This is a genomic window from Methylobacterium sp. Gmos1 (genome assembly GCF_053764715.1).
In genome coordinates this window covers 13,178-38,945 of the sequence record NZ_JBSNCC010000033.1, presented here as the reverse complement: position 1 = coordinate 38,945, position 25,768 = coordinate 13,178, and the positions used below count along the sequence as shown (strand labels likewise).

The window sequence follows — 25,768 nt, the reverse complement described above, 5'->3', positions numbered from 1 at the left end:
GGCTTTCAACCGGGGCATCGTCCTGGACGGCCTCTACGACTTCTCGCACATCACCACGCTGCACTGCTGGCCGTGGGATGTAGCTATGAACGGCACACTGCTGACCGTTGCGACGGACGGCAACTCGGTGTGCGCCGAGCTGGGCCGGATCGACGGCTTGGACATCAAGACCGCCAACCTCTATGGGTCCAGCCTACTGGGCAACGCCAACGGCACGAACGGCGCGGCGCGCCAGATCGGCCTCCTCCAGCTCGACGGCGACGCTGCGTACTTCCGCAATCTCGCGGGTGACTTCCAGATCGGCATCTTGTCCTCAACGGCGGGCGGCACGCTGGGCATCCCGAAGGTGCGCTGGGATGGCGGCGAGGGGTTGGTGGCGAATATCCGGCTCTGGGGCGCGAACAACGCGCCGCAGCTCGCGGTCTACGGCGGGCAGTTCAACGCCTCGGGCGGTTCGATCCAGGACATTGGGACTGCGGTGACCGTGCTCGCAGCCGGCGGCACGACGATGCTGAACGGCATCATGTTCAACACCAGCCCAACCCCTAACCAGGGCACTCGCGCCAATCCGATCGTCCAGCAGACGGCCGGCATCATCCACATGGTCGGTAACCGCTGGAACAGGATCCCCGGCAACACCGTCACGCTGCTCCAGGTCCAGAACGACAGCCCGTTCCACTACGTCGTCGCCAACGCCCGCAACGGCGCGAGCATCGTCACGCCCTCGGGCACGCTCGCCGGCACCTACGCGCCGAACTGAGCCGCGTCCCACCCCTCACAATCCGGAGATCCCGATGGCCACGCCCGCACGCGTCGACCAAGAGATCTGGCGCGGCGACGACACGCCCCCGCTGACGTGGGGGTTCGGGCCGGCCAGTGCGCCGGAGATCCCGACCGATGCCGGCTTCCGCATCGAGATCGGGTGGACCCTGGCCGGCATCGCGTTCGCGGTCGACGGCCCGGCGTCCGGCGAGATCATCGCGACCTCCGACCAGCCTGCTCTCGCGATCGACCTCACCGCCGGCACGGTTGCCTGGCGCTACAGCACGGACCAAAGCGCGTCGATCCCGTCTGGCGCGCGCGCTTGGTACGTCCTGCGCTGCCTCTACCAAGGGACGACGCAAACCTGGGCCGAGGGGCGCCTGATCGTGAGAGGCGGAGGAGCAACGTGACCTGCCCGGCGGCCCGGGTGGTCCGGGTGCCCGCGCCGCAGGCGCGAGTAGTGCGCTACCCGGTTCCGGCGCAGCCGAGCATCGTGCGCCAGGAGATCCCGGGCATTCCCGGGCCGCGGGGCGCAACGGGGCCGGTCGGAGTCACGACCGGCTTCGGACAGGCCACGTTCACGCACGTCGTCACCGCCCCCGGCGACTTCTTCGACGCCGGGGCCCGGACGCCGCTCGCGTTCGCTCCCGACCCGGGCCTGTCCGTCGACTACCTGAACCCGCCGTTCGCCGGCCACGCATTCTGGGATGGCACGAGGATCGTCGGCCGGGCGCTCGCCGACTTCCTGCTCATCCAGGTCAACCTCCAGGTCTCCGCCATGGTCGGCAGCGGCACGCTGACCGGGGATCTCGACGCCGGCTCGTCGCTCGGACCGCTCGTGAGCGACACCTACAATCTCAGCCCGGCGGCGCAGGTCGTTCAGCGGGTGACCCTGAAGCTGTTCACGCAGACGCTCCTCAACCTCATGGCGAGCGGCGGCCGGATCTTCCTGACCTGCTCCGTGCCAGCCATGATCGTGCGCGAGTCGATCGTCGTCGCGCCGCTCAGCCTCTACGCCGGGGCCACGCCGTGATCGCGGTCTGGTACGACACGACCTGCGACGCGATCTGGGTCTCGTTCGTCCAAGAGCCGTTCCTGCCGCGGTCCCTGATGGCGGATCGCGACGGCGACACGGTCACCATCTGGCGCTGCTACGGCACCACCGCGGTCCTTGCCGCGCCCTACAGCCAGATCGTGCGGCGGGACGGGACCGAGTTCGCCTCGGCGGCCAACTGCCTCGCCTACCTGCGGGGCGAGTTCGCCCGGGCGCCGGGGCGCGTTCCGAGCGTCACGGCAGTCGCTAGCGCACCCGTCGCCGCCGGCTTCCCGGTCGCCCTGTCGCGCGTCAGCGGGGCGGCGCAGGTCGCCCGCGCCGACACCTACCCGCTCGCCTTCGTCGCCGGGCTCGCGCCGGCCAGTGCGGATCCGGGCTTCCCCGTCGAGGCGGTCCGTTCGTCCGTGACCTTGGCAGACTGGACGGCCTGCGCCGGGGCGCCCTCGCTCACCCTCGGCCAACCGTACTTCCTCGGGCCCACCGGCGGCATCACGCTCACCCCCGACCGCACGCCCGGGATGAGCCTCACCCGCATCGGCCTCGCCGCCGACCCGCAGACGCTCGTCTTCACCCCCTCCGATCCGATCCTGCTCTGACCTGAGAGGTCCACCATGGCGACCCGCCTCCCCCTCGTCCTCGGCCCCGACGGCATTCCCCAGCAGCTCCAGGCCGGCGACAGCATCTCGGCGCCGACGAACGCGCCGTCGCTGCGCCCGGTCAGCAACGGCGAGGCGTCGGCCTCGGTCGTGTTCGGCATGGCGGTCTATGCGAGCGCCGCCGACGTGGTGAAGCGCGCGCAAGCCAACGCGAAGGCCACCGCGAAGGTGTCGGGCCTCGTCTACGACACCTCGATCGCCGCTGCGGCGATCGGCAACATCGCGCAGTCCGGCGTCCTCGTCGGTACCGCCGCGCAGTGGGACGCGGTCGCCGGCACGACGGGCGGCCTCGTCTTCGGCACCTACTACTTCCTCGACCCGGCCAACGCCGGTCGGATCACCGCGGCCCCGCCGACGACGGCTGGCCAGGTGAACACGCTGATCGGCCTCGCGCTCTCGACGACCGAGCTCGAGCTCCAGATCGGCACGCCGATCCTGCTCTGAGGCCTAAGCCATGGCGGCCCGCGCGCCCGTCGTCTTGGGGCCGGACGGCCTGCTGCAGCTGCTGCAATCCGCCGACACACTGGCGAGCGGGCTGCGCATCGAGCGGTACACCGCGACCTGCAATGCGTCGGGGGTTGCGACCTTCACCTTCACCAGCGCCTTCAAGAGCGTGCCGCTCGCCTTCCTGATCGAGGACTGGAATGCGAACGGCCAGATGATCTGTGGCAAAGTCACCGCAACGACTCTGACCGGCGCCACGGCGCAGCTGATGATCTCGCAAGGCACGTTCCTGCTGAACGCGGCACCGTTCACGACGGCGCCGTCCGGCACGACCGGCACCATCGCCGTCATCGGCACCTGATCCCAGCGGACCCCGCCCATGCACGCCCTCCTGCTCGCCGCGCTCCTGTGCGGTGGGGCCGCCGACGCGTGCGTTGGGGGCGCCCCCTTTCGGTGATCCGGGCGCGGCCCGGGCCGCCGTCCTGATCGCTCCCGATTTCCAGCTGAGGTCCATCATGACCGACACCCTCGGGCCGGCCTTCTATGCCGCCGTGCGCCGCTCGCTGTTCGGCGGGTCGCTGACCCAGAGCCAGGTCAGCGGGATCGACCGGCTCGTCGCCGCCTTCGCGCTCTACGGCACCGGCGATCGGCGCCATCTCGCCTACGGCCTCGCCACCAGCTTCCACGAGACCGGCAAGCGGATGGAGCCGGTGCGCGAGGGCTTCGCCGAGACCGATGCATCCGCGCGTGCCGCGGTGGCGAAGCTGTTCAAGTCCGGCAAGATCTCGACGAACTACGCTTTGCCGAACGCGGCCGGCGTAAGCTTCTACGGCCGCGGCGACGTCCAGCTCACCCACGAGCGCAACTACGTCGAGATGGGCCGCGTGCTCGGCCTGCCGCTCGCCGCGAACCCCGACTTGGTGCTCGACCCGGCGATCTCCGCCCGGGTGATGTGGGAGGGGCTGCTGCGCGGCCTCTCGAACCGCGGCGACTTCACCGGCAAGGCGCTCGAGGACTACATCGCCGGCACCCGCTGCGACTACGTCGGGGCCCGCCGGACGGTGAACGGCACCGACAAGGCGGAGGACATCGCGGGCTACGCCCGAGCGTTCGAAGCGGCGCTGATCGCCGATGGCGTGCCGGCGATGGCGCCGCCGGGACCACGGCCGACTCCGGCAACTCCCCCCATAGCGACGGCGAGCTTACCCCCTAAGCCCGCAAACTCCCCTCCTTCCGCCAAGCCCGCCCCCACCGGCGGGCTTTCTTCTGCGCCCTCCCCGGCCCCGGCTCCCGCCGGCGGCCTCTTCTCCCGCATCGCCGCGCGCCTGCGCGCCGCCTACCCCATGAAGGGCTGACCCATGGCCGCTGGCATCATCGGCGCAATCGCCGCCGCCCCCGAGCTCCTGAAGGGCATCACCGACCTCGTCGACCGGTTCGTGCCGGATCCGGCGCAGAAGGCACAGGCCGCGCTCGACCTACAGAAGCTCGTCACCGACCGCGAGGTGGCCGCCGTCCAGGCCGCAGCGGACGTGGCGAAGGCCCAGATCGGCGTGAACGCGGCCGAGGCGCAGGGCAACGACCGCTACTCGGCGCGCTGGCGCCCGACGGCCGGATGGGTCTGCGTCGGAGCGCTCGCCTATCAGTACGTCGTCGCCCCGCTGCTGACCTGGGCCACCGGGATCGCGGGCGTGATGATCGGCGCGGCGATCCCAGCCGCCCCGCAGCTCAACATGACCGACCTCCTGCCGGTCCTGATCGGCATGCTCGGCCTCGGCGTGCAGCGCACGATCGAGCGCACCCAGGGCGTGCCCGGCGCGATGCCGGGCGGCGTGAAGCAGTAGAACGGCACGGATGGGGCTGATGATGACCCAGCAGATGCAGCAGGTTCAGCAGCCCCCTCCGCTGCCGCCGAGCGACACCGCCCGTCTCCTAATGGTCGAGAAAGACGTCTCGGGCCTCAAGGAGTCGATGAGCCTCCTGTCGCAGAGCGTCACCAAGGGGTTTGACGACCTATCGAAAGATATGAAAGCGCGAGGGACGACGAACTGGCAGCCCGTGCAAATCGGGTTGACCATCGTCACCATCGCTGGCGGAATTTTCTTCACGTGGGTGAACTCGAACACCTCCCGGCTTGAGACGGCAATCACCGAACTCAAGACGAACACTCAGCGCTACGTTCCGCGCGAGGATCTGGACGTGCGCTTCGCCAACGCGGGCCAACGCAGGGACGACGCGCAGCGGATGACCGACGCCCGCATCGAGCGCGCGGAGCGCGACATCGACGGCGTACAGCGACAGGTCGTGCCGCGCGACGAGCACCGCCAGCGCTGGGTGGAGGCCGATCGTGAAATGGACGGGATCCGCGCCCGGGTCGGCCGCATTGAGGATCGGATCGACAAACGCCTCGATCGGCTGGAGGCGGGGCGGTTCAAGCCCTGATAGCCCTCCCCCATCATTATCCGCTACCGCGCCCTGGGCTTCGGCTCAGGGCGCTTTTTTGCGTCTGGGCCCCACCCATCCAGCCACGGCACGTCCCGGCCGACGACGATGGGTAGGCCTTGGATTGTGCTATCGACCGCCAGCCTTGAGCACGCGCAAGCGCTCGGCTCCTACGTCGGCCGGGCAACGGGCTGGCGAAAGGCGACGTTCGATGGCCTCGAACTGACGGCTTTGGGCCGCCAGCAATTGGCGAAGGGCCACGATGCTGGACTGCAAGGCTCGGGCATCCGCGAGCGGATCCACGGGCGGGGCGTGCTGGGTCTGGTGAGTCGGCATGGCCCCATCAGGCCAGGTTCGTGCTTAACCAGAGGTAAAAATTAGGAAGTCTGACCTATCCCCTACTGCGCCCCAGGCTCCGGCCCGGGGCGCATTGTCGTTCCGTGGCCCACCCTTCAGCCCGCCGGCGGCCGCCGAGCGGGGCGTCTTCGTATGTGTGCGCATCCACCATCTGCGGAATTGACACTCGATTTACACCCTGCTCCAATCCTGAAGCGATCGTTGCCATTAAATGACATAGCGGTTGCTAAACAAGAAGTTGATTGGGAGGAGAGTTCTATGCCCGAAAAGCAGCCCGCTTATCGCATGAGCGTGCGCCCGTCTCCGCAAGATCGCACGCGGTTTCTATGGACGATTTATGGTATACAGTCCATGTTCTGGGAGGAGTCGTCTACCGCATTCCCTTCAGTTGAGCAGGCCCTCAGCGCTGGGAGCGAGCGCCTGGCCGAACTGACACGCTGACGCCATCTGGCGCTGGTATGCGCCGAGCATGAGCTATGACTTGAGATGCTGGCTGCCGTGGCCTTACCTTTCCGGCCACGGCACGTCCTGGCTGATAGCGAGGGTCACCCGCCGCTGACCTGCTCGGCAAAGTCCTCCGGCACCTCGCCGAACTGGCCGAGGATCGCGACGCTCTCGAGTTCGCCCGTCTCGTCATCGGCCACGATGCACAGCGCCGCCGCGCCCGGCATCCGGCTGGAGATCGCCTCGGCGCGCTTCAGCGCCCCGTTCTCCGTCGGCGCCACATCTCGCGCGCCCGGCCGCAACCGCTTCCGGTGGATCTCGAACGTCTGCACCATGAACGTCGTGCGCATACCCATGACGATCTCCTGAACCTGTCGTCCCCGCTCCACACAGCCCTCAAGCTCGGCCTTGACCGGGAACCTGAAGGCTGTTTGTTCTCTTTCCGTTCTAACACGGCGGAGGGCGGCGGGTGAGTCTTTTTCGGGTCGGCGATCAGGTGGCGGACAGCGGCGGGCTCGTGCGGATCCCGTTCATGCTCCCGACACTCTGCGCCGGCTTCCCGAGCCCTGCTGAGGACTTCATCGAGGGAGCGCTCGAGCTGCCGAGGTGGTTGGTCCCCAACCCGCCGGCGACGTTCATCTGGCGCGTCCGCGGCTGGTGCATGAAGGGAGCTGGCATCCACGACGAAGACCTCGCCGTGGTCGACCGCTCGCTCTCGCCCGCCTCCGGCGCGGTGGTGGTCGCGGTGGTCAACGGCGAGATGAGCCTGAAGCGCCTGGTCGCCCAGGGCAACCGGCTGGCGCTCACGTTCGACAACCCGGAGATGGACGAAGCATTCGCCCTGGAGGACCTGGAGGAAGGACTGCTCTGGGGTGTGCTGCTGTTCTCGGTGCGCTGGCACCACGTGAAGGCGCGCGCGAGCCTCGTGCGATGAACCGCGCCATCGCGCTCATCGACGGCAACAGCTTCTATTGCTCCTGCGAGCGCGTGTTCGATCCGAAGCTCACCGGCGTCCCGGTGGTCGTGCTCTCCAACAACGACGGCTGCGCCATCGCCCGCACCGCAGAAGCCAAGGCGCTCGGCATCCGCATGGGCGAGCCTTACTTCAAGATCCGCAACCTGTGCCGCCAGAAGAACGTGCGCGTCTTCTCCTCGAACTATGCCCTCTACGGCGACATGAGCGCGAGGGCGAACACCGTTTACCGGCAGTTCGCGCCGGACGTGGAGATCTACTCCATCGACGAGTCGTTCCTCGACCTGTCCGACGTGCGCGAGCGCGACCGGGTGGCGCTGGCGCGGGACCTGCGCTCGACCGTTCGCCAGTGGACTGGCCTGCCGACCTGCGTCGGGATCGGGCCGACGAAGACCCTCGCAAAATTGGCCAACCACATCGCCAAGACCATCCCCGAGCTCGGAGGCGTGTGCGACCTTTCCGACGAGGCGGAGCGCGCAGCCTGGATGGTTGGGATCTCGGTCGGTGAGGTCTGGGGCATCGGACGCGCCTCGCTGGCGCGCCTGGAGGCCATGGGCGTCGACACGGTGGCGGACCTGCGCGACCTCGATCCCCGGCCGGCGCGGCAGTCGCTGACGGTGGTGGGCGAGCGCATCATCCACGAGCTGCGCGGCCGCGCCTGCCTGCCGCTTGAGATCGTGCCGGCCCGGCGCAAGGGCTGCGCGGTCACCCGCAGCTTCTCCAGCCGCATCACCGAGCGGGCGGTGCTCGAGCAGGCGGTGGCGGCGCACGCGACGCGCCTCGGCGAGAAGCTGCGGCGCGACGGGCTCGCCGTATCGGCCGTGACGGTTTTCTACCACACGAGCGAGCACGACCGCGGCGACCCGATGCGCTCGGTCTCGAAGGTGGTGCACCTGCCGGAGGCGACGAACGACACCCGCCACCTAATCGACGCGGCGATTCGCGGCGTGGCGATGACCTGGCGCGAGCAGGGGCCGACGCCGTGGCGCTACAGCAAGGCAGGCCTTGTCACGACCGACCTCGTGCCACTCGACGAGGCGCCCCGGCCGCTGTTCGACGCTCTCGACCGAGAGAGGTCAGGCAAGCTGATGGCGGCAATGGATACCTGCAACTCGCGCTTTGGACGGGGAGCTGTGGTGCCGGCGCGGGCGGGGCTTGTCGAGAAGCGCACCTGGTCTACGAAGTTTGAGATGCGGTCCCCAAGGTTCACAACCAGACTTAATGAAGTGCCGATGGTTAGTGCGATCGTTCGGCAGAATTACAATCAGACACAAATTCAACCATAGACCTTTCTCGTCTACGCGCGCTACCAATGTCGACCCGTTAAGCCTTACGGTGGGAAGAGGGGTCGGTTATGAAGAAGCTCGCTATCATGATCGTCGGAGGGTTTTCCCTCTCGACTGTAGCGTCAATGATGCCCACCCCAGCATCCGCGCTGGGCGGGTGCGGGCCTAACGGCCATCGCAACTACCGGGGTCGGTGCGTGTTCGGTGGCCAGCGTCAGGATTGGTGCTTACGGACGAAGGGGCATCCCGCCGTCCGCATGCCGGACGGGACTCTGCGCTGCATCTGAGCACGGTGAGCTGATCGACGACGATGGCAGGGCTCTCTCGCCCTGCCGCTATGCGCTCTGCTCGCCGCGATTCACGACGCGGCTGAGCGAGGTCCCGAGAGTGTCGGCGGTTCTGTAGGCTCGGCGCGGGTTGCGGTCGCGCCTCACCCCTCGTCCTTGACGTACATCGCCACAAAGTCCCGTGCTCGGTCGTAAGCAGTCCGGATCAGTCCCGCCTCGAACGGGTCGATCGGGTCCAGATCTTCCCAGGCCGGCCACCAGGAGGCCCGCCAGCGGGCATGCTCGTGCATCCTGCGGGCTATGATGTCGAGCGGCTCGGGATCGGTGGGAGGGTGGGTCACCGGCGCTTCCTGTCGTCGAGGCGCCGTGCCGCGCGCCGCAGTGCGACGATGGCCGCTGCCGCGCACGCCAGCGCCAGAGCCGCCGCGAGGCCGAGGTAGACGCTCGGGCTCAATGCGCGACGCCGTAGAAGATGATGCGCTCCATCGCCTCTTCGAAAGTCGGATGCGTGCCTTCGATCGGCTCGTAGAAGGCGCCCTTCTTCCGCTCGGCGGTGAACCATTCACGGGTCAGCCCGCCTTCATCCTCCTGCCAGCGTCGCACGCGGCCGATCGACTCGCCATCGCGGTAGACCTGCCCGACGCGAATGCGGCCATCGACGGTCGGGAGCCAGGCTTCGTCGAAGGTGATCGGGATCGACATCGGGCGCTCCTCTCGGGCCGCAGGCTACGCCCACGCAGCAAGCGCAGAATGGCTTGCAGAAAGCGGCTCGACCAGTGCGTGCTGAAACGCTCGACTCCACGCTCGCCCCGGTTCACGACGCGGTTGAGCGAGGTGCCAATTGCGGTAGCATGAAGCGGAACGCCAGCTGAGTGGCTGGCGCTCCTGTCGTGAGTGGCACGCGCAGCTAACGCAGCAGCCTCACCCGACTACGCCATAGGCCGGTGACGAGCCCCCGATATGCTGCCAGCTCTGCAGCGTGCCGTTCTGCATCTGCCAGTAGCCGAGGTCACCGGTAGCGTCGCGGAACAGGATGTCGGACGTGCCGTCGCCGTTGTAGTCGCCCGTACCCGCGACCTGGTAGGCCGTGCTCGACCCGCTGATAGCCTGCCAGGCCTCTAACGTGCCGTTCTTCATCTGCCAGTCGCCGACGTCGCCGGTACTGTTGTTGCGGAACAGGATATCGGACGTACCATCGCCGTTGAAGTCACCGATGCCGGTGATCAGGTAGGCAGCGCTCGCTTTGCCGATGGTGTGCCAGCCCTCCAACGTGCCGTTCTGCATCTGCCAGTAGCCGACGTCGCCGGTGCTGTTGTTGCGGAATAGGATGTCGGACGTGCCGTCACCGTTGAAGTCACCGATGCCGGCGGCTTGGTAGTCTGTGCTTGATCTGCCGACGCTGTGCCAACCTTCCAGTACGCCGTTCTGCATCTGCCAGTAACCGACGTCGCCACTGCTGCTATTGCGGAACAATATATCAGAAGTGCCGTCGCCGTTAAAATCGCCGATGCCAGTCACCTGGTAGTCTGTACTCGACGCGCTAATAGCGTGCCAGCCCTCCAGGGTGCCGTTCTGCATCTGCCAGCAACCAACGTCACCCGTGTTGTTGTTGCGAAACAAGATGTCGCCGGTGCCGTCACCGTTGAAGTCGCCTGTTCCGGCGATCAGGTAGGCAGCACTCGATGTGCCGATGCTGTGCCAGCCTTCCAGCGTCCCGTTTTGCATCTGGTAGTAGCCGAGATCACCGCCTTCCTTGCCGCGGAATAGGATGTCGGACGTGCCGTCCCTGGTTAGATCGTTGCGGGCAAGAGGTCCAATATGGACAGTAAGAGATGAAGTACCTGTTCCGTTGTGTCCATCATCCACTGTAATATCAAACACGTCATTCAAGACGCGTGGCCGGCCAGCGTTGATAGCTGCTACGTTGTCGGCAATATATGTATATGAGCCGTTCGCTGCTAATGTGATATGGCCATAGGTCCCTGCAACGGACTTGCCTACAGCAGTGGCGTCGCCATTGATAGCGGATACGCTCACAGTGTCGCCATCGAGGTCAATAGCTTTAGCAAGGACCCCCTGCGACGCTTGAGCAGACATGCTGTGTCCAGCGGTCACAACAACATCAACATTGCTTGCGACAGGGGCCCGGTTTAGCACAATATCGAAAGTAGAGGGCGTGCCTTCATTGATATTGACGAGGGAGAATGTAAAGCTGTCGCTAGGGTGTGAGCCAATAGGCAGGGTCGAAAAGTCACGCGCTTGGTAGCTGAACGTGCCGTTTGCATTGAGTGTAAAGCTGCCGTTGTTGCCGTCAAGCGATGCGTTTCCACCAGCATTGAAGGCTGTACTTTTACCACCGCCTGCAATTCCACCAACATAAGAAGGATTTTGGACTCCTTGTACAAAACTAGCGCCAGCTTGGTAATTTACGAAAGGATGATCGCTAGGGATTGCGCCCTTGTAATTGTATGGAAATGCATTAACACTCAGAATAGAAAGATAATGAGAATCTCCTTGTGGTATATGATATGAGTATATAGTAGAAAATACTGTTTCTGTACCAGGTCCGCCCCACGTAGCCATATCAATTTGCAGCAGCCTGTGATCAGGATTGTCGTTATATCCTTGATTATTAGAATTTGAAGGCGGAGCTCCATCTGCCATAATCGCAGCTAGTTGCTTTGCATTATCTGGGTTAAGTTGCCCAGTCTTACCATACCCGAGAAGCGCGGCCACGCCCGCTTGAACATCGGGATCAAGCGCGCCGAGCTCTGCAGCGAGAACGGGGCCGACGACTGGCACGGCCCGGTAATCAAGATAGCTGGTCGCAGCGCTATATATAGAGTCTGCGATACCGCCATTCATCCAGCCACGGGTCGTATTGGTTGCACCACCAAAAATACCCCAAATCGCGTCAACCGACGCGGCGCCAACCCCAGCCATCATTAGATCTCCTGCCTTGCGGGTCGTTCATCCCGCTCAAGTCTTTCACCTGGGCTGACGCAGATTTTAGGCCGATCTAGGGCGCGCCGTAGTGGTTGCTTTGCCCCTCAAGCCAGCGGTTCCACCATCGCCTTGGCGGCTGTGCTGAATTGCGACCGCTCCTGCTTCTCCCTGCCGCTCATTGGAATGCGCTCACCAGCGCGCTCGTGCAGCCACTCGGCGATGACGTCGAGGGGTTCGGGGTTGGCGGGAGGTGTGGCATGACATCAATCTGTTGCCTAACGGCCTTTCTGTCGATTGGCTAGAACTGTAATCAGGGCTTGGTTAGAAACTAATTCATGAACTATATATTCTTGGCGTTTAACTTCTTCTCTGTTCATTCCGTTAGAAGAAGCCAAGACAATTAATTTTTCATAATCAACGCATTTCATAACAATGGCCCTAGCTATGATTTCTGCGCTTGATATTCTATCGTCAAGTTGAAGTGCGGCATGATGTGCGCATGTAGCATGCGAATTTATTGACGATTTTTCTTCGTTTGTAAGTCCTATATCTTGTGAGTATGCACAGCTTATAAAGCCACAAAGCAGCGAAACGAAAATTGTGAAGCGAGCTAGCAGCACTTTAGTCTCCCGGTGCATATCATGCACCTAGTGCAAGAGGCGCGCCCCAGCAATCAGGGCGCAGGAAAAACTGAGATTTCGTCGAGTGCCAAATCACTCTTGGCTCAACGCGACTGCGGCCGCCTTCATGGATGTAGCCGTTACAAACTGGAGAAAGAAGGCGCCCACGCCTAGGTTGTGATCGTGGTGGAAGTGAATGGCGTGGGCGCGCACCTCATCTTGAGGTAGGCAGCATAAGCCTATCTGAGATGAAGCGATCGCGCATGCCCCAATTTGGTGCAGCTTAACTAGTCTACGGAGCGGACTACGCAGCCGGCGCCAGCGGGTTCGCCATCCTTGAGGCGCTCGCCGCGGTTCACGACGCGGTTGAGCGAGGTGCCGAGCGTGTCGGCGGTGCTTTAGGCGCTGCCTCCTTGTCTTGGATGTGCATCGCCATGAAGTCGCGCGCCCGATCATAGGCAGACCGGATCAACCCAGCTTCGAATGAATCGGCTGGGTTCAGATCCTCCCAGGCTGGCCACCATCCTACTCGCCAGCGGGAATGCTCGTGCAGCCTGCGGGCGACGATGTCGAGGGGTTCGGGGTTGGCGGGAGGGTGGGTCACCGGCGCCTCCTGTCGTCGAGGCGTCGCTGGTCTCGACTGCGCCACCGCGACCTGTGGCAGGATAGGAGCAGGTGGAGATAAAATGGGCGAGATTTCTAGTTTCTTCCAATTGGTTAAAGGCATACTAGTTAGCTGCATTTAATTGCTTTTCTCCACATAGCTTGCTGGATCCCATCTGTTGCAGAAATGTATAGCAAATAGAAGATAAGTGATCTTTGCCCCGGGTATCTTTATAAGACACCATTAATATTGCACTTATGTTACCAGATTTTCTCGCATAGTTAAAATTCGACGATTTTTGAGATGAGATTGTTTCATTAAAATCATTTGGAATATTAATAGTGATATCAATTTGTGAACCAGGGAATATTATACCATATGATTTGTATTCAGATTTACTTTCGTTGATTTGATCTGGTGCGCTATATAAATTTGAAGTTATATAGTAAAATTTATATTTTACATCAATAGCGGGGGTTCTACCCTCATTTTTGATTGTCGTGGGGACTTGAGTAGAATTATTATTATAAGCTTCAGAGAACAAAGATGATTTAATTGATAACCAAGGCCTTTCGGATGAATTTAAACTATCTTCCGCGATTTTATTTGCTTTTTCGTTTTCGTTGAATTGTTTTTTTGAAATATCTAACGCAGTCATCGCATTTTTATTCTGTTCTTTCATCTCTTGTAACTGGCCCTGCATAGAAAAAAGCTGCAGTCCTGTTATCGCGAGCGTCCCGAAGGTGCATACGGCTATGAGGATCTGGGAAAACGCGACAAGCGGTTCCCAATCGCGTATGCTGCGCCTATGAGCGCTGCCCTTTTTCTCGCCTGCTTGGTTGCCAGTATCGTCCCAGCTATCTGGGGTGGCTACCGTGTCATGTACTGCGGAGGCATGGCCCGAAACGGCCGGCTCTTCGCGATTTCTAGTGTCGCCACTATGCTCTTGATGCTTCTCGGGATTTTCTTGCTCCAGCAACGATTTTGAATTTACGTTTTCGATCTTGCTGGCGGAGTCGCCACGGGGTATCATACTATCATCCATCGGTTGGGTCGCATCTCCGATGGTGCACGAAGCCGGGCCGCTTGCACAAGCGCCCGGCTTCACTTTTTTTCTAGTTCGACTTCGGCTCGTCTCAGCGCTTCTACAGTACGCCCTGGTCACACTCGCGCGAGCGAGGCGATGCTCTTCAGCGGACCCGCTGCCCGCGCAGGTTCCGCAACTCGACGCCCACCAGCACCCGCTCCAGATCCTCGGCGGTGAGCGCGTCCCCTCGCCATCCGCCGCGGGCGTAGTGCCCGGTCCACGGCTCGGCCGCGCGTGGATCGTGCTCGACCTGCACTGCGTCCGCCGGCTCCTCGCCCTCATAGGGAATGGACCAGGCGCGGGTCGTGCCGTTCTCGCGGTAGGGGTAGACGATGCGGGGCGGGGCGCTCATCCGATCGTCGCCAGCAGGATCGCCGTCTTCACCGCTCGCATTCAACGCGCCATGTCCCCATTCCATTTCAGTCCTCTCTGGCCCAGTATAGAAGGCGAACATAGGGGACACAAATGCGTGCGGTGTTGTTGGGGTGTGCGATGCTGCTCGCTGGGTGCGTGTCGTCGCGCTCTCCGGACCAGGAAGCGAAGCAGTGCGTCCGCGGCTTCCAAGCCCTCAATGACCAGTCCCGATCGCCCGAGCAGCGAGCGGCCTTGCTTGAACTGATGCGCAACGCAGGATGCCTTGGGCAGCAACAGCCGGCGCGCGTTGTCGTTGAACCGCCGCCGTTCCGCATCATCCCGCCGGGCTCGAGCCGTATCGACTGCACGACACGCAACGCGTTTGGGCAGGTCCAAACGACGTGCGACCGATCCTGATCTTGGTCACATCAGACAGTCGCCAGCAAAATCGCCGTCTTCACCGCATGCCGCCGCTGCGGCGCTGACCGCCCTCCCCGTTAACATCCGTCAACGCGCCCCGGGCTCCGGCTCGGGGCGCTTTTCTGCGTCTGGCTCTGCCGCCGGCTGCGGCCTCGGGTCCATCCTCCACCCGGTCTCGGCGGTGAGGCGCGCGTAGTGGGCCTCCATGTCTTTCATCACGCCGATGCGCTTGCCGCCGCAGGACGAGCAGCCGGTCGCTTTTGTTTTCCGCGGAGCGGGGGCGTATCAACGGCTATACTTTCGTGCCAGCCCTTGTTGAGGCGGTGCCTAATACGCCAAGCCGGCACTCCAGCAATTTCGGCAGCTTCAGCCACCGACATTCTGCTGCCGCGATAATTTATAAATTTTGTGGCCCGCGTGTTCCGCTGTTGCTCTGTCGGCAGCGCCCAATGACAATTATCTTTGCTGTATCCTAGATTATTGTCTTCGCGCTCAATCGAATGTCTGTAAGATGGTTTTGGTCCCATATCCTCCAAGAAATTAGAAAACGAATTCCAACGCTTGCATATTGCAATTCCCCTTCCGCCATAGTGCGAAAACGAAGTATGTTTTGGATTGTTGCAGCGATCATGCATAGAGCGCCAAACGCGATACTCAGCGGTTCGTCCAAATTGATCTCGGCCCTCCTCATCAATGCGCCGAGTGTGCCCATGATGCTCCGGCTTTCGAGGTAGTCCGCACCCGCATGATCGTGTCTGACCATTCAGAAGCCCTTGCTGAAGAACCTGTATCTCGGCTCCGCAATCACACCGGCAGCGATATCGCACATGAAAGTTGGGAGGCTCAGTCGGAAGCCGCTCGCCAACAACTAAACGGTCGAAGCGCCCACCTGTCAGGAAATGCTTTCGAGGCATGTCAGCACCCATAGCGAGCGTTGCGGATCATGCGGATGCCGTCGCGCCACCGATAGGTGAAGCGGGTGGCGCTACAGGCTGCGATCAGGGTGAACCGCCCCTGCGTGCCCACAGCTAGGAGCGCGGCCTTGAGTGCCGTGGGGCTGTACGGCATGGCGGCGACGGCGCCGGTCTTGTCGCGCCAGGAGATCCAGTCGCGCCGGCCGTTCCGAGCCTTGCGGGTGAGGGTAGCGTGGTCCATCACGCGGCCCCCGCCATCTCGGCCCGCGCCTTCTCTGTCAGCGCCGCCACGCATGCGCGCTTCTCGGCGATGTGCGCTTCGATGATCGGCTTTGCGAGGCGCCAGGGCACGTTGAAGAGGCGATGGCCGTTGTCACCATGCGGAACGCCAAGTTGGAGTCCGCCCTGCTGATGGCCGAAAGCGTCGCGGATGTCGGGGCTTCGACCTCGTCCCAGCGCCTCGCAGATCTGAGTGAGCAGCTTCTCGGCGGTCTCTATCTCACGATAGGCGAAGGCAATGTCGGTTGCGGTCTCTTTGCTGATCAGGGTCATGCGACCACCTCTTTGCGAGATATCTCGCATCGTAGGCCGAGCCGTGATATGGGTCAATCCGAGATATCTCGGAAGGGCGCGTGATGGGACGGAATGCTGACGCTGGCTTGACGGCTTCGGAGATATCCCGTCCTACGCGGCGGATGGCCCGGCCGAAGAATGAGCACGAACCCGTCTTGATCCGCTTCCGCCCTGGGACGATGGAGCGCGTCGACGCTGTGCTCGTGGAGCAGGAGACTCGGGCCGACTTCGTGCGTCAGGCCGTCGAGGATGCGCTGAAGAGGCGAACGCGGAGCATCAAGGGCGAGAAAAAGGAATAGGCGGCGCGATCTCGCGCCCCTCCTCGTCGTAGGCCCGGCGGGGGTTGCGGCGCCTCACCTTTCGTCCCCGCCGTTCATCTCCACCCACGCCCTCGCCCGATCATAGGCTCCTCGGATCAGGCCTTCGTCGAGTAGGTCGGCTGGGTCCAGATCCGCCCATGCCGGCCACCACGTGTGCCGCTCACGCGAGTGCTCGTGCAGCCACTAGGCGATGACGTCGGGGGGTTCTGGGTTGGCGGGAGGGTGTGTCACCGGCGAGCCCTGTCGCTGATCTAACGGGCGCGAATGCGACGGCGCGCGCGGCGAAGCGATACAATCGCGACCAGGCTGCACGCCAGCACGAAGGCGGACGTGAGGACAAGGTAAGTCGAAACGCTCAATGCGCCACGCCGTAGAAGATAATGCGCTCCATCGCTTCCTCGAAGGTCGGGTGCGTGCCTTCGATCGGCTCGTAGAGGGCGCCTTTCTTCCGCTCGGCCGTGAACCAATCGCCGGTCAACTCGCCGGGTTCCTCTTCTCGCCAGCGGCGCACGCGGCCGATCGACTCCTCGCCGCGGTAGACCTGCCGGACGTGGGAGCGTCCGTCGGGGCCGGGGATCCAGGCTTCAGGGTAGGTGATCGACATCGCTCGCGCCTCCCGGGCCGCAGGCTACGCCCGTGCAGAAAGGTGCAGCAAGTGCAGAATGGCTTGCAGAAATCGGTTCGACCGATGCGGACTGGATCGTCACGACCCATGGACGCCGCGGTTCACGACGCGGTTGAGCGAGGTGCCAATCGCGGTAGCATGAAGCGGAACGCCAGCTGAGTGGCTGGCGCTCCTGTGGTGAGTGGCACGCGCAGCTAACGCAGCAGCCTCACCCGACTACGCCATAGGCCGGTGACGAGCCCCCTATATGCTGCCAGCTCTGCAGCGTGCCGTTCTGCATCTGCCAGTAGCCGAGGTCACCTGTAGCGTCGCGAAACAGGATGTCGGACGTGCCGTCCCCGTTGTAGTCGCCCGTACCCGCAACCTGGTAGGCAGTGCTCGACCCGCTGATAGCGTTCCAGGCTTCCAACGTGCCGTTCTTCATCTGCCAGTCGCCGACGTCGCCGGTGCTGTTGTTGCGGAACAGGATATCGGACGTGCCATCGCCGTTGAAGTCACCGATGCCGGTAATCAGGTAGTCGGTGCTCGCTTTGCCGATGGTGTGCCAGCCCTCCGGTGTGCCGTTCTGCATCTGCCAGTAGCCGACGTCGCCGGTGCTGTTGTTGCGGAATAGGATGTCGGACGTGCCGTCACCGTTGAAGTCACCGATGCCGGCGGCTTGGTAGTCTGTGCTTGATCTGCCGACGCTGTGCCAGCCCTCCAGTGTGCCGTTCTGCATCTGCCAGTAGCCGACGTCGCCGGTGCTGTTGTTGCGGAACAGGATGTCGGACGTGCCATCGCCGTTGAAGTCGCCGATGCCAGCCACCTGGTAGTCGGTACTCGATCCGCGGATAGCGTGCCAGGCCTCCAACGCGCCGTTCTGCATCTGCCAGTAGCCGACGTCGCCCGTGCTGTTGTTGCGGAACAGGATGTCAGAGGCGCCATCGCCGTTGAAGTCGCCGACGCCAGTGACTTGGTAGGCAGTGCTCGATCCGCTTATGTTGTGCCGGCTGTCGAGCGCCCCATTCAGCATCTGGTAGGAGCCGAGGTCGCCGGTTTTGTTGTCGCGGAATAATATGTCGGACGTGCCGTCGCCGTTGAAGTCGTTTGTTGCTGCAGTTGGCTGCTTAACAGTGAATGGATGCTGCTTACCCGAACTGTCGGTATAATTGCCGGCGATCAAGCCAAGATCGCTAATGCCGATAATACTGGTTGAAACAGCTCCTGGAAAATCAATACTCGTAAATCTATTGCCAATTCTTACGAAGCCATGACGTTGTCCGCCGCCGCTGTCCCATTCTCCAACAATTATCCCTTTGTTATTTACACCTCTCAAAAACGTATTATATGATCCTAGAAAATTTATCGATGTGTAGGAGCCTGATTGGTATACGAAGCCCAAGGTTCGATCTCCGATAGTGTAGTTTCCAACAACAACTTCACTATCATTGATACCGTTGGCGCTTGTGCTCGATCCGCTGATCGTTTCTGTGCCTGGATATTGAAGTTCTATAGTATTATTTTTAGTAGCGCTGTATAATATACCTTTAGAGTAGTTTCCATAACTGGCAACAGATCTTACGTAGGAATTTACGTTGTTGACATCATTAACGTTGACAGTGGAGCCATACGGATAGCTAGCAAGAACCCTAAAATCACTGTTGCGGCCCTGTGAAACTATTTTCGGGGCCCCGTCATACCCTGGTATTGAATTAGCAACTCCGAATGCCGTTAGAGAGTCATTTATCTTACTGAAGTAATATGTTGTGCTCTGCCAATACCCATTAGCATACCTGCTGTAACTTATCGGGGTTACGGATGCTTTTTCTAATAAGTATAAATCTCCAGAATTCCTAAGTAGAATTTTGCCTTGAGCTGTGACATCTGTGATTATATCATCGCCTTGCAATAACGACGTTAGATCGGAAAAAATCCATGCCATAACTTACCACCGCTCGGAAAATTGGTAGGTTGGCATCACTCTTTGCCGGCTTTAACCGAAGGCGACGCCGTTGTTGCTGTATTATCCGAACTTGACCACACTTGCAACTATCAAGACGTCAAGGCGGATTTGCTCGGTAGGCGAGCTCATGGCGCATGCGACATTTGTGACACATTTCCTTCGAAACTTGCCCTAAGATGACAATCAACCTGGAACTAGCAATTCAGGTGACGAAAATCATAACCACAAACGGATTACAATGTTCATCACTCAAAGCAAGCGTACAAGGCAGTTCTTGTCGATCTCACATTTTGATGTCTAGTTAAGAGCGCCCAACAGAACCGCTCGATCTGGTGGAGGGCGATGAGACTGGCCTGGAGGAATGTGAAGGCCCCATAGATGTCTGTGCGCCGTTCGTAGCGGATGCGCAAGCGGCGGGCACGGTTGAACCAGGCGTGGCTGCCCTCATCCTGAGCCTGTCGAAGGATCGACCACCCAGCGATGCCGCCCGAGCCTGTCGCTCCACTCGATGCCGCGCCGGGCAATCCGCGGTCTGATCCCGCGTTCCCGGCACTCCTGACGCCGCACTCTGGCATCGTAGGCCTTGTCCGCGTGCAGCTTGTCGGGGCGCCGGCGCGGGCGTCCCCGCCGCCCGCTGTGCAAAGGCGGGATCGCGTCCAGCGTCGGAGCCATCAGCGGGCTGTCGTGGCAGTTGGCGCCGGTCAGAACGAGGCCGAGCGGCGTGCCGCGCGCGTCGGTGACGAGGTGGCGCTTGGTCCCCGCCTTGCCTCGATCCGTCGGTTTCGGGCCGGTGGCAGACCCCCTTTTTTCGCCGGCACGCTCGCGCTGTCGACGCTCGCCCGGCTCCAGTCGATCTCGCCCGCCGCATGCAGGCGTTCAAGCAAGACCTGATGCAGGCGCCGCCACAAGCCGGCCGCTTGCCAGTCGCGCAGCCGGCGCCAGCAGCTCATACCGCGGCCGCAGTTCATCTCGGCCGGCCGCATCTCCCAGGGGATGCCCAAGCGCAGCACGAACAGGATGCCGGTCAGGGCAGCCCGATCGTCCACCCCGATCGTCCACACGGGGACGCTCGCCCTTGGGGCGAGGCGGGTGCGGTGGCAGAAGCGGGGCGATCGCAGCCCAGACATCGTCGGGAAGAAGCGGGCGAGCCATACCACCCCAACGCCCAACCGACTCGATCGTGCCGTTCTGTTAGGCACTCTAAATCAAGACAAAAATACAGCAATGCGCAGGATTATATTTTCCGTCTCCAGCTCTGACGTCTTCTATAGATCGGCGGGGATGTCTCAATCGCCGAACTAAGCACATCGGCGTTGGAGAGAGTCTCCTTGTAAGCCTCGCCGCCGGTCATCGCTTCGTCTCCCATACCGGGATCATGCTCGGCTGCTTGATCGGATGGGCTCGGTATGCCCGGCCATTCCCGATCCGGATCCACTCGTCGGTGACCTCGGTCACGTCGCGGGTGAGCGGGATCAGGACGCCGCAGTAGTCGCCGCGGATCGCGCCGAGGTCCGGGCTCACCCCGAACAGCCGCAGCGTGTCCCATCCGGCCGCGTGCGCCTGCATCCCCCAGCGCTCGATGAATTCGCCGCAGCGGCGGTGCGTCTCGCGCCATTCGTCGGGGCGGAGACCGCGGCACGGGACGACCCCGGGGGAGAGGCTGGCGAAGCCGCGGGACCAGGAGAGGACGGCGGGCGGGATGGTTGTCAGGTCGGCCGAATGCATGGGATCGACTACAGCATTTCGTACAGCATGAAGTTGCAGCAGAGCGAATTTCCCTAGGCGAAATGATCTCCGTCCGTCCCGTCCATCATCGGAGCCACGGAGAACCGCCAGGCGCTGAAATCGCTCGCTGTTTTCACTGTGGCAGTCACCCGGCCGACCCTTCGTGCTGTACGGTTCGACCCTGTATAACCCGGATTCGGCCGGTTTGTTGTCCTCCGGGCAGCGCCGCTCTCACGCCGCCTTCACGCCCCCAAGGAACGCATCCACCTCCCCGCGCAGGCCCGTCGCGGTGCCGGCGAGCGCCTCGGCGGCGGCGAGCACGCGGGCGGCGGCCTCGCCGGCGCCTTCCGCGTCGCGGCGCACGTCGCGGATGCCGGTCGAGACCACCTGCGTCCCTTGCGCCGCCTCGCCGACGTTGCGGGCGATCTCCTGGGTCGCCGCGCCCTGCTGCTCCATCGCGGCGGTGATGCCGGTGGCGATCTCGGACATCTCGCCGATCACCCCGCCGATCGCCTGCAGCGCCGCCACGGCCTCGCGGGTCGCGCCCTGGATGCGGGCGATCTGGTCGCCGATCTCCTCCGTGGCCTTCGCGGTCTGGCCGGCGAGCTGCTTGACCTCGGCCGCCACCACCGCGAAGCCGCGCCCGGCCTCGCCGGCCCGCGCCGCCTCGATCGTGGCGTTCAACGCCAGAAGGTTGGTCTGGCCGGCGATGCCCTGGATCAGGACCACGACCTCGCCGATGCGCTCGGCGCCGGCGGCGAGCGCCGCGATGACGGCGTCGGTCTCCCGGGCGCGCCCGACGGCATCGGTCGCCATCGTGGCCGAGTGCGCGACCTGGCGGGCGATCTCGCGGATCGAGATTGCCATCTCTTCCGTGGCGGCGGCGACCGTCTCGACGTTGGCCGAGGTGCGCGCGGCGGCGTCCGCGACCTCGGCCGAGCGGGCGTTGGTGCGCGCGGCCGCCGCCGACATCGACTCGGCGGTGCCCTGCATCGTGTCGGCGGCCTGCGACAGGCCCCGGGTCGAGGACGTCATCGTCTCCTCGAAGCCCGCGGTCAGGGTGCCGAGGCGTTGAGCGCGCTCGGCCTGGTGCCGGGCGGCCTCGGCGGCGTCCGCGTCGCTCCTGGCCTTGGCGGCGAGGGCGTCCCGGAACACGCCGACGGCGCGGGCCATGGCGCCGATCTCGTCGCGCCGCTCCCGGGCCGGGACCGCGGCCGAGAGGTCGCCGGCGGCGAGCGCCCGCATCGCGGCGCCGAGCTGCCCGATCGGCCGTACGATGCCGCGGGCGAGCCACAACGCCGCCGCGATGCCGAGGGAGGCGGCGAGCGCCACGCCGACGAGGAGCAGGATCTCGGCGGCGCGCCGCTCGGACCCGATCCGGGCGAGCTCGCCGTCGCCGGCCCGGCGGGCAGCGGTGACGAGAGCGGCGAGGTGCCCGTCGCGCTCAGCGAGGATCGCGGCCTGCGCACCGTTGGCCTGGACGATCCCCGGCACCTGGCCCTTGATGTCGCGCACCTTGGCGATCAGGTCCTCGATCGATCCCCGCGCGGCCGGGTCGGTCTCGACGCGCAGGATGGTCTCGACCGCCTTCGTCAGCGCATCGGCGCTGGCGAGGACCGCCGCGCCCTCGTCCCGGGCCGAGAACAGGGCGATCTCGGCGATCTGGAGCGACTTCGCGGCGTCGAGCGCCTCGGCGCTGGCGCCGAGCAGGCTGGCCGCCTGCTCGACCCGGTCCTGCTGCTCCCGGAGGCGGGCCTGGACGGCGGCGCCGGCGTCGCTCTGGACCTGCTCGACCTCCCGCAGGGCCGTCATGATGGCCGTGAAGGCCTTCGCGATCGTCTCGGACCGCCCCGCCTCCTCCGGGGCTAGGTCGATCGCGTCGAAGTAGTCGTCGAGGGCGTCGAGGGCGGCCTTGGCCGGGACCCGCATCGCGTCCTGCCCGGCCAGCCGCTTCAGGATCGCCGAGAGGAGCCGGTAGCGCTCGGCGACCAGGGCCCGGTCGCCGCCGGGGGCCTGCTCGCCGTTGCGCATCTCGAGGGCGCCGCGGACGGCCGAGCCGGTGAGCGAGCCGGCGGTGGCGGCTTCCTTGAGCGCCTCGACGCTCTCCTGGAGCGCGAGGCTCGCCGCCGCCAGGCGGGCCTTCTGCGCCGCGCCGATCCGGCCGGCCGCTCCCTGCAGATCCTCGATCAGGCGCAGGTGCCCGGCCTGAACCTGCGCCTTGCGCTCCTGCTCGGCGGCGTAGGCGGTGCGGGTGCGCGCGAAGGCCTCCGTGCCCTGGGCCATCGCCTCCGCGCCCGGCACGGCGGCAAAGCCGGCGCGGACCCGGGCAAGGCCGTCGGTCACCGCCCCCTCGCCCCGGCCGGTCGCGTCGTGCAGCGAGCGCTCGGCGGCGAGCGCGAGATCGCCGACGCGCCCCGCCAGCACCTGCGCGGCGTTCGCGGTGTCCACGCGCCGGGCGAAGCCCGAGAGGCTGACCCAGCCCGAGGCGGCGACGCCGGCGGTCAGCACCAGCATCACCGAGAAGCCGCAGAGGAGGCGCGCCTTGATCGTCATCGGATCGTGAACCCGGATTTTCTGTCACCGGGGGGCGAAGTTACGACAGTCAGATTAAGCCCGACTTAAGACTTCGCCGGGAGATTGATTTCGCACTGCACAAATATCAGAAGTCGTATCCGGTCGAGCCGAATGGAACGGGCGGCACGTCCGCCGTTACCTCCGGATGCCTGCCGGACGAGCGAGTGCTCGCCCGGCAGATGACGGGTCATCCCACCCGGGGGCTTTCGGCACCGAAATACCCGGGCGTCCAAACCGGAATGGTCCCGGGCGGCGCGTCGACCGCGATCAGTGGCCGTGCTTGCAGCCCGGGCCGTGGACGTGGCCGTGGTCATGCGCGTGGTGCTGGTGGTCGTGCGCATGACCGTGCTCATGACCGTGATCGTGGCCGTGGTCGTGACCATGATGGGCATGGTCGTGATGCCCGTGCTCGTGGTCGTGATGCTCGTGGCCGTGACCATGGTCGCCGTGGTCGTGCCCGTGATGGTGGTGATCGTGACCGCAGGTGCTGTGGTCGTGGGCCGCCGCCTCCTTCTCGGGGCGGAACGGGCGCTGGAGCGCGGTCGCGGTGCAGCCCTGGCCGCGGATCAGCTCGGCCACCACCGGGTCGTCGAGGACGTAGAGGGCGTCCGCACTCATCTCGGCCTGGACGTGGTTGCTGCCGAGCTGCCAGGCGAGGCGGGTGAGCCGGACCGGATTCTCGGCGGTGACCGCGAGCAGGGCCTGGCTGGCCGCGAGGATGCGCACCAGGCGGCCATCCTCCAGGCGCACCGCGTCGCCGTCCTCCAGCACGGTCGTCCGGTCGAGGTCGAGCCGGAGGCTGAGACCGCCCTTGGTGGTCAGCTCGGCGCTGCGGCGGGAGCGGGCGGCGTGGTCGAGGGCGACCTCGTCGGCGACGGCGTCGGAGCGCACGGCGGCTTTGCGGACGATGGTGGTGGCGCGCAGCATCGGGGTCCTCGCGGGCGTATCGGGCCTTCGGTCCGGCTCCCTGTAGAGCATTTGGCGGGCGCGGGGCAGGGCCCGGACCGTGTGGCTTCGGCGTCGCACGGTGACGATTCGTGAACCGTTCGGCGCGGGCGCCGGGAACTCCCCGACGGCCAAGCTCATTTGTCGTTCAGCCAGGTTACGGCTAAGCTCGGGGCGAGGGTGCGGGGTCGACGACCCGGTTTCCGGACCGCGACACCGACAAGTTCCTTGCACGAGGGGAGAACTCCATGAAGAAGCTCATCGCCGCCACGCTCGCCGGCGCCCTGGCCCTGTCGCTCGGCGCCTGCAACACCCCCGGCGACCGCGCCGCCGGCGGCGCCGCCCTCGGCGGCCTGACCGGTGCGGCGATCGGCGCGGCGGCGACCGGCCGGGCCGGCGGCGCGCTGGCGGGCGGCCTGATCGGCGCGGCGGGCGGCGCCGTGGTCGGTGCGGCCACCGCGCCCCAGTGCCCCTACGGCACCTATCGCGATCCCTACGGCAACGTCTTCTGCCGCTGATCGCGCGAACGCGAGCGCGCCCGGCCCCGCCGGGTGCGCTACCACATTCCGCAGACGCTCCGGGGGCGCTACAACGACGGCATGACGCCCTCGACGATGCCCCCGCCTCCCCGACACCTCCCCGCAGCCCCCCTCCCCTCCCCGACCGCGACCGGGAGGTGCGCGTGAGCCAGGGCGTGTGGGGCAAGCTCGGTGGGGCGGGCATCGGGCTCGCCGCCGGCGGTCCGCTCGGCGCGCTGATCGGCGCCGTGGCCGGCCATTTCCTCCTCGACCGCGAGGGCTCGCTGCTCGGCCCCACCCCCCGGGAGGTGGTGTTCACCACCGGCCTCGTCGCGCTCGCCGCCAAGATGGCGAAGTCGGACGGGGTGGTGACGCCCTCCGAGGTCGCGGCCTTCGCCGACATCGTGCAGGTGCCAGACGACGAGCGCGCCGGCATCGAGCGCCTGTTCGACCTTGCCAAGCGCACCACCAGCGGCTTCGAGGGCTATGCCCGGCAGGTCGCCGACACCTTTCACGACGAGCCGGCCCTGCTCGAGGACGTGCTCGACGGCCTGTTCCACATCGCCAAGGCGGACGGCGCGGTCCACGAGAGCGAGGCGCGCTACCTCGCCGAGGTGGCGACGATCTTCGGGTTCGACGAGGCGCGCTTCGCGGCGATCACCGCCCGCCACCTGCGGCTCGCCGACGATCCCTACGAGGTGCTGGGCGCGGCCCGCACCCTGACCGATGCCGAGCTGAAGGCGCGCTACCGGGCGCTCGTCTCGGAGAACCATCCCGACCGGGCGATCGCCCGCGGCCTGCCGCCGGCGGCGGTCGCCATCGCGACGCGGCGGCTTGCCGCCATCAACGCCGCCTACGACCGCATCGCCGCCGAGCGGCACCTGAGCTGAAGCGTCCCC

General features: G+C 64.6%; 28 protein-coding genes and 2 pseudogenes. 15 read left to right on the top strand and 15 right to left on the bottom strand.

Annotated elements, in window-relative coordinates; translation table 11 throughout:
• From ACS5PV_RS31210 to ACS5PV_RS31170, 9 genes and pseudogenes are all read left to right on the top strand, one after another.
• A pseudogene (locus tag ACS5PV_RS31210) lies at positions 1–760 on the top strand (hypothetical protein); the annotation flags it as partial.
• A 34-nt stretch (positions 761–794) separates the two neighbouring features.
• A complete protein-coding gene (locus tag ACS5PV_RS31205; protein WP_455399202.1) occupies positions 795–1,172 on the top strand; it encodes a hypothetical protein in 378 nt (125 codons plus the stop codon).
• A complete protein-coding gene (locus ACS5PV_RS31200) occupies positions 1,169–1,795 on the top strand; it encodes a hypothetical protein (protein ID WP_455399201.1) in 627 nt (208 codons plus the stop codon). Before ACS5PV_RS31205 ends, ACS5PV_RS31200 begins: the two co-directional genes overlap by 4 nt.
• Entirely contained in the window at positions 1,792–2,412 is a 621-nt protein-coding gene (locus ACS5PV_RS31195; RefSeq protein ID WP_455399200.1) for a hypothetical protein, read from the top strand. The genes ACS5PV_RS31200 and ACS5PV_RS31195 overlap by 4 nt, the downstream gene beginning before the upstream one ends.
• Positions 2,413–2,427: 15 nt before the next feature.
• Entirely contained in the window at positions 2,428–2,916 is a 489-nt protein-coding gene (locus ACS5PV_RS31190) for a hypothetical protein (RefSeq protein WP_455399199.1), read from the top strand.
• Positions 2,917–2,926: 10 nt separating this feature from the next.
• Positions 2,927–3,277, top strand: coding sequence for a hypothetical protein (locus ACS5PV_RS31185; protein WP_455399198.1), 351 nt, complete (start codon positions 2,927–2,929; stop codon positions 3,275–3,277).
• A gap of 154 nt (positions 3,278–3,431) precedes the next feature.
• On the top strand, positions 3,432–4,271 hold the full coding sequence (locus ACS5PV_RS31180) for a glycoside hydrolase family 19 protein (RefSeq protein WP_455399197.1): 840 nt from the start codon (positions 3,432–3,434) through the stop codon (positions 4,269–4,271).
• A 3-nt stretch (positions 4,272–4,274) separates the two neighbouring features.
• Positions 4,275–4,757, top strand: a complete 483-nt coding sequence (locus ACS5PV_RS31175) for a 3TM-type holin (protein ID WP_455399196.1) — start codon at positions 4,275–4,277, stop codon at positions 4,755–4,757.
• A 19-nt stretch (positions 4,758–4,776) separates the two neighbouring features.
• On the top strand, positions 4,777–5,355 hold the full coding sequence (locus ACS5PV_RS31170; RefSeq protein WP_455399195.1) for a hypothetical protein: 579 nt from the start codon (positions 4,777–4,779) through the stop codon (positions 5,353–5,355).
• 902 nt (positions 5,356–6,257) lie between these two features.
• On the opposite strand, the gene ACS5PV_RS31165 is transcribed toward ACS5PV_RS31170, so the two are convergent.
• Positions 6,258–6,512: a hypothetical protein gene (locus ACS5PV_RS31165; RefSeq protein ID WP_455399194.1), complete on the bottom strand. Its 255-nt coding sequence runs from the start codon at positions 6,510–6,512 to the stop codon at positions 6,258–6,260.
• A gap of 113 nt (positions 6,513–6,625) precedes the next feature.
• On the opposite strand from ACS5PV_RS31165, the gene ACS5PV_RS31160 reads away from it, so the two are divergent.
• The 3 genes from ACS5PV_RS31160 to ACS5PV_RS31150 all read left to right on the top strand — a co-directional run bounded on the left by ACS5PV_RS31160 (position 6,626) and on the right by ACS5PV_RS31150 (position 8,702).
• Positions 6,626–7,090, top strand: a complete 465-nt coding sequence (locus ACS5PV_RS31160) for a LexA family protein (protein WP_455399193.1) — start codon at positions 6,626–6,628, stop codon at positions 7,088–7,090.
• Positions 7,087–8,415 carry a Y-family DNA polymerase gene (locus ACS5PV_RS31155; RefSeq protein WP_455399192.1) on the top strand — a complete coding sequence of 443 codons (1,329 nt, stop codon included), beginning with the start codon at positions 7,087–7,089 and terminating at the stop codon, positions 8,413–8,415. Before ACS5PV_RS31160 ends, ACS5PV_RS31155 begins: the two co-directional genes overlap by 4 nt.
• A gap of 86 nt (positions 8,416–8,501) precedes the next feature.
• The gene (locus ACS5PV_RS31150) at positions 8,502–8,702 is read left to right on the top strand and encodes a GCG_CRPN prefix-to-repeats domain-containing protein (protein WP_455399203.1); all 201 of its coding nucleotides are present in this window, start codon (positions 8,502–8,504) and stop codon (positions 8,700–8,702) included.
• A gap of 143 nt (positions 8,703–8,845) precedes the next feature.
• Here the strand turns inward: ACS5PV_RS31150 and ACS5PV_RS31145 are convergent, their stop codons facing one another.
• From ACS5PV_RS31145 to ACS5PV_RS31110, 8 genes are all read right to left on the bottom strand, one after another.
• Positions 8,846–9,043: a hypothetical protein gene (locus ACS5PV_RS31145; protein WP_455399191.1), complete on the bottom strand. Its 198-nt coding sequence runs from the start codon at positions 9,041–9,043 to the stop codon at positions 8,846–8,848.
• A 109-nt stretch (positions 9,044–9,152) separates the two neighbouring features.
• Positions 9,153–9,404 carry a hypothetical protein gene (locus ACS5PV_RS31140; protein ID WP_455399190.1) on the bottom strand — a complete coding sequence of 84 codons (252 nt, stop codon included), beginning with the start codon at positions 9,402–9,404 and terminating at the stop codon, positions 9,153–9,155.
• Positions 9,405–9,623: 219 nt separating this feature from the next.
• Complete coding sequence (locus ACS5PV_RS31135) at positions 9,624–11,648, bottom strand: FG-GAP-like repeat-containing protein (RefSeq protein ID WP_455399189.1); 2,025 nt, start codon at positions 11,646–11,648, stop codon at positions 9,624–9,626.
• A gap of 275 nt (positions 11,649–11,923) precedes the next feature.
• Complete coding sequence (locus tag ACS5PV_RS31130) at positions 11,924–12,268, bottom strand: hypothetical protein (RefSeq protein WP_455399188.1); 345 nt, start codon at positions 12,266–12,268, stop codon at positions 11,924–11,926.
• A 728-nt stretch (positions 12,269–12,996) separates the two neighbouring features.
• Positions 12,997–13,980 carry a hypothetical protein gene (locus ACS5PV_RS31125; RefSeq protein WP_455399187.1) on the bottom strand — a complete coding sequence of 328 codons (984 nt, stop codon included), beginning with the start codon at positions 13,978–13,980 and terminating at the stop codon, positions 12,997–12,999.
• 82 nt (positions 13,981–14,062) lie between these two features.
• Positions 14,063–14,311 carry a hypothetical protein gene (locus tag ACS5PV_RS31120; protein ID WP_455399186.1) on the bottom strand — a complete coding sequence of 83 codons (249 nt, stop codon included), beginning with the start codon at positions 14,309–14,311 and terminating at the stop codon, positions 14,063–14,065.
• A 1,337-nt stretch (positions 14,312–15,648) separates the two neighbouring features.
• Positions 15,649–15,888: a hypothetical protein gene (locus ACS5PV_RS31115; protein ID WP_455399185.1), complete on the bottom strand. Its 240-nt coding sequence runs from the start codon at positions 15,886–15,888 to the stop codon at positions 15,649–15,651.
• Positions 15,888–16,199, bottom strand: coding sequence for a hypothetical protein (locus tag ACS5PV_RS31110; RefSeq protein WP_455399184.1), 312 nt, complete (start codon positions 16,197–16,199; stop codon positions 15,888–15,890). Before ACS5PV_RS31110 ends, ACS5PV_RS31115 begins: the two co-directional genes overlap by 1 nt.
• 176 nt (positions 16,200–16,375) lie before the next feature.
• On the opposite strand from ACS5PV_RS31110, the gene ACS5PV_RS31105 reads away from it, so the two are divergent.
• On the top strand, positions 16,376–16,519 hold the full coding sequence (locus ACS5PV_RS31105; protein WP_455399183.1) for a YlcI/YnfO family protein: 144 nt from the start codon (positions 16,376–16,378) through the stop codon (positions 16,517–16,519).
• A gap of 376 nt (positions 16,520–16,895) precedes the next feature.
• On the opposite strand, the gene ACS5PV_RS31100 is transcribed toward ACS5PV_RS31105, so the two are convergent.
• The 6 genes and pseudogenes from ACS5PV_RS31100 to ACS5PV_RS31075 all read right to left on the bottom strand — a co-directional run bounded on the left by ACS5PV_RS31100 (position 16,896) and on the right by ACS5PV_RS31075 (position 24,333).
• On the bottom strand, positions 16,896–17,144 hold the full coding sequence (locus tag ACS5PV_RS31100; protein ID WP_455399182.1) for a hypothetical protein: 249 nt from the start codon (positions 17,142–17,144) through the stop codon (positions 16,896–16,898).
• A 229-nt stretch (positions 17,145–17,373) separates the two neighbouring features.
• The gene (locus ACS5PV_RS31095) at positions 17,374–18,327 is read right to left on the bottom strand and encodes an FG-GAP repeat domain-containing protein (protein WP_455399181.1); all 954 of its coding nucleotides are present in this window, start codon (positions 18,325–18,327) and stop codon (positions 17,374–17,376) included.
• Between the two features lie 1,025 nt (positions 18,328–19,352).
• A pseudogene (locus ACS5PV_RS31090) lies at positions 19,353–20,259 on the bottom strand (IS5 family transposase).
• Positions 20,260–20,454: 195 nt separating this feature from the next.
• On the bottom strand, positions 20,455–20,832 hold the full coding sequence (locus tag ACS5PV_RS31085) for a hypothetical protein (protein WP_455399180.1): 378 nt from the start codon (positions 20,830–20,832) through the stop codon (positions 20,455–20,457).
• A 231-nt stretch (positions 20,833–21,063) separates the two neighbouring features.
• The gene (locus ACS5PV_RS31080; protein WP_455399179.1) at positions 21,064–23,385 is read right to left on the bottom strand and encodes a methyl-accepting chemotaxis protein; all 2,322 of its coding nucleotides are present in this window, start codon (positions 23,383–23,385) and stop codon (positions 21,064–21,066) included.
• 288 nt (positions 23,386–23,673) lie between these two features.
• Positions 23,674–24,333: an urease accessory protein UreE gene (locus tag ACS5PV_RS31075; protein WP_455399178.1), complete on the bottom strand. Its 660-nt coding sequence runs from the start codon at positions 24,331–24,333 to the stop codon at positions 23,674–23,676.
• 266 nt (positions 24,334–24,599) lie between these two features.
• Between ACS5PV_RS31075 and ACS5PV_RS31070 the strand changes: the two genes are divergently transcribed.
• Both ACS5PV_RS31070 and ACS5PV_RS31065 read left to right on the top strand, forming a co-directional pair.
• Positions 24,600–24,869 (top strand): hypothetical protein, encoded by a 270-nt coding sequence (locus ACS5PV_RS31070; protein WP_455399177.1) that lies wholly within the window; start codon positions 24,600–24,602, stop codon positions 24,867–24,869.
• A gap of 164 nt (positions 24,870–25,033) precedes the next feature.
• Positions 25,034–25,759 carry a TerB family tellurite resistance protein gene (locus tag ACS5PV_RS31065; RefSeq protein ID WP_455399176.1) on the top strand — a complete coding sequence of 242 codons (726 nt, stop codon included), beginning with the start codon at positions 25,034–25,036 and terminating at the stop codon, positions 25,757–25,759.
• The last annotated feature ends 9 nt before the right edge of the window (positions 25,760–25,768 follow it).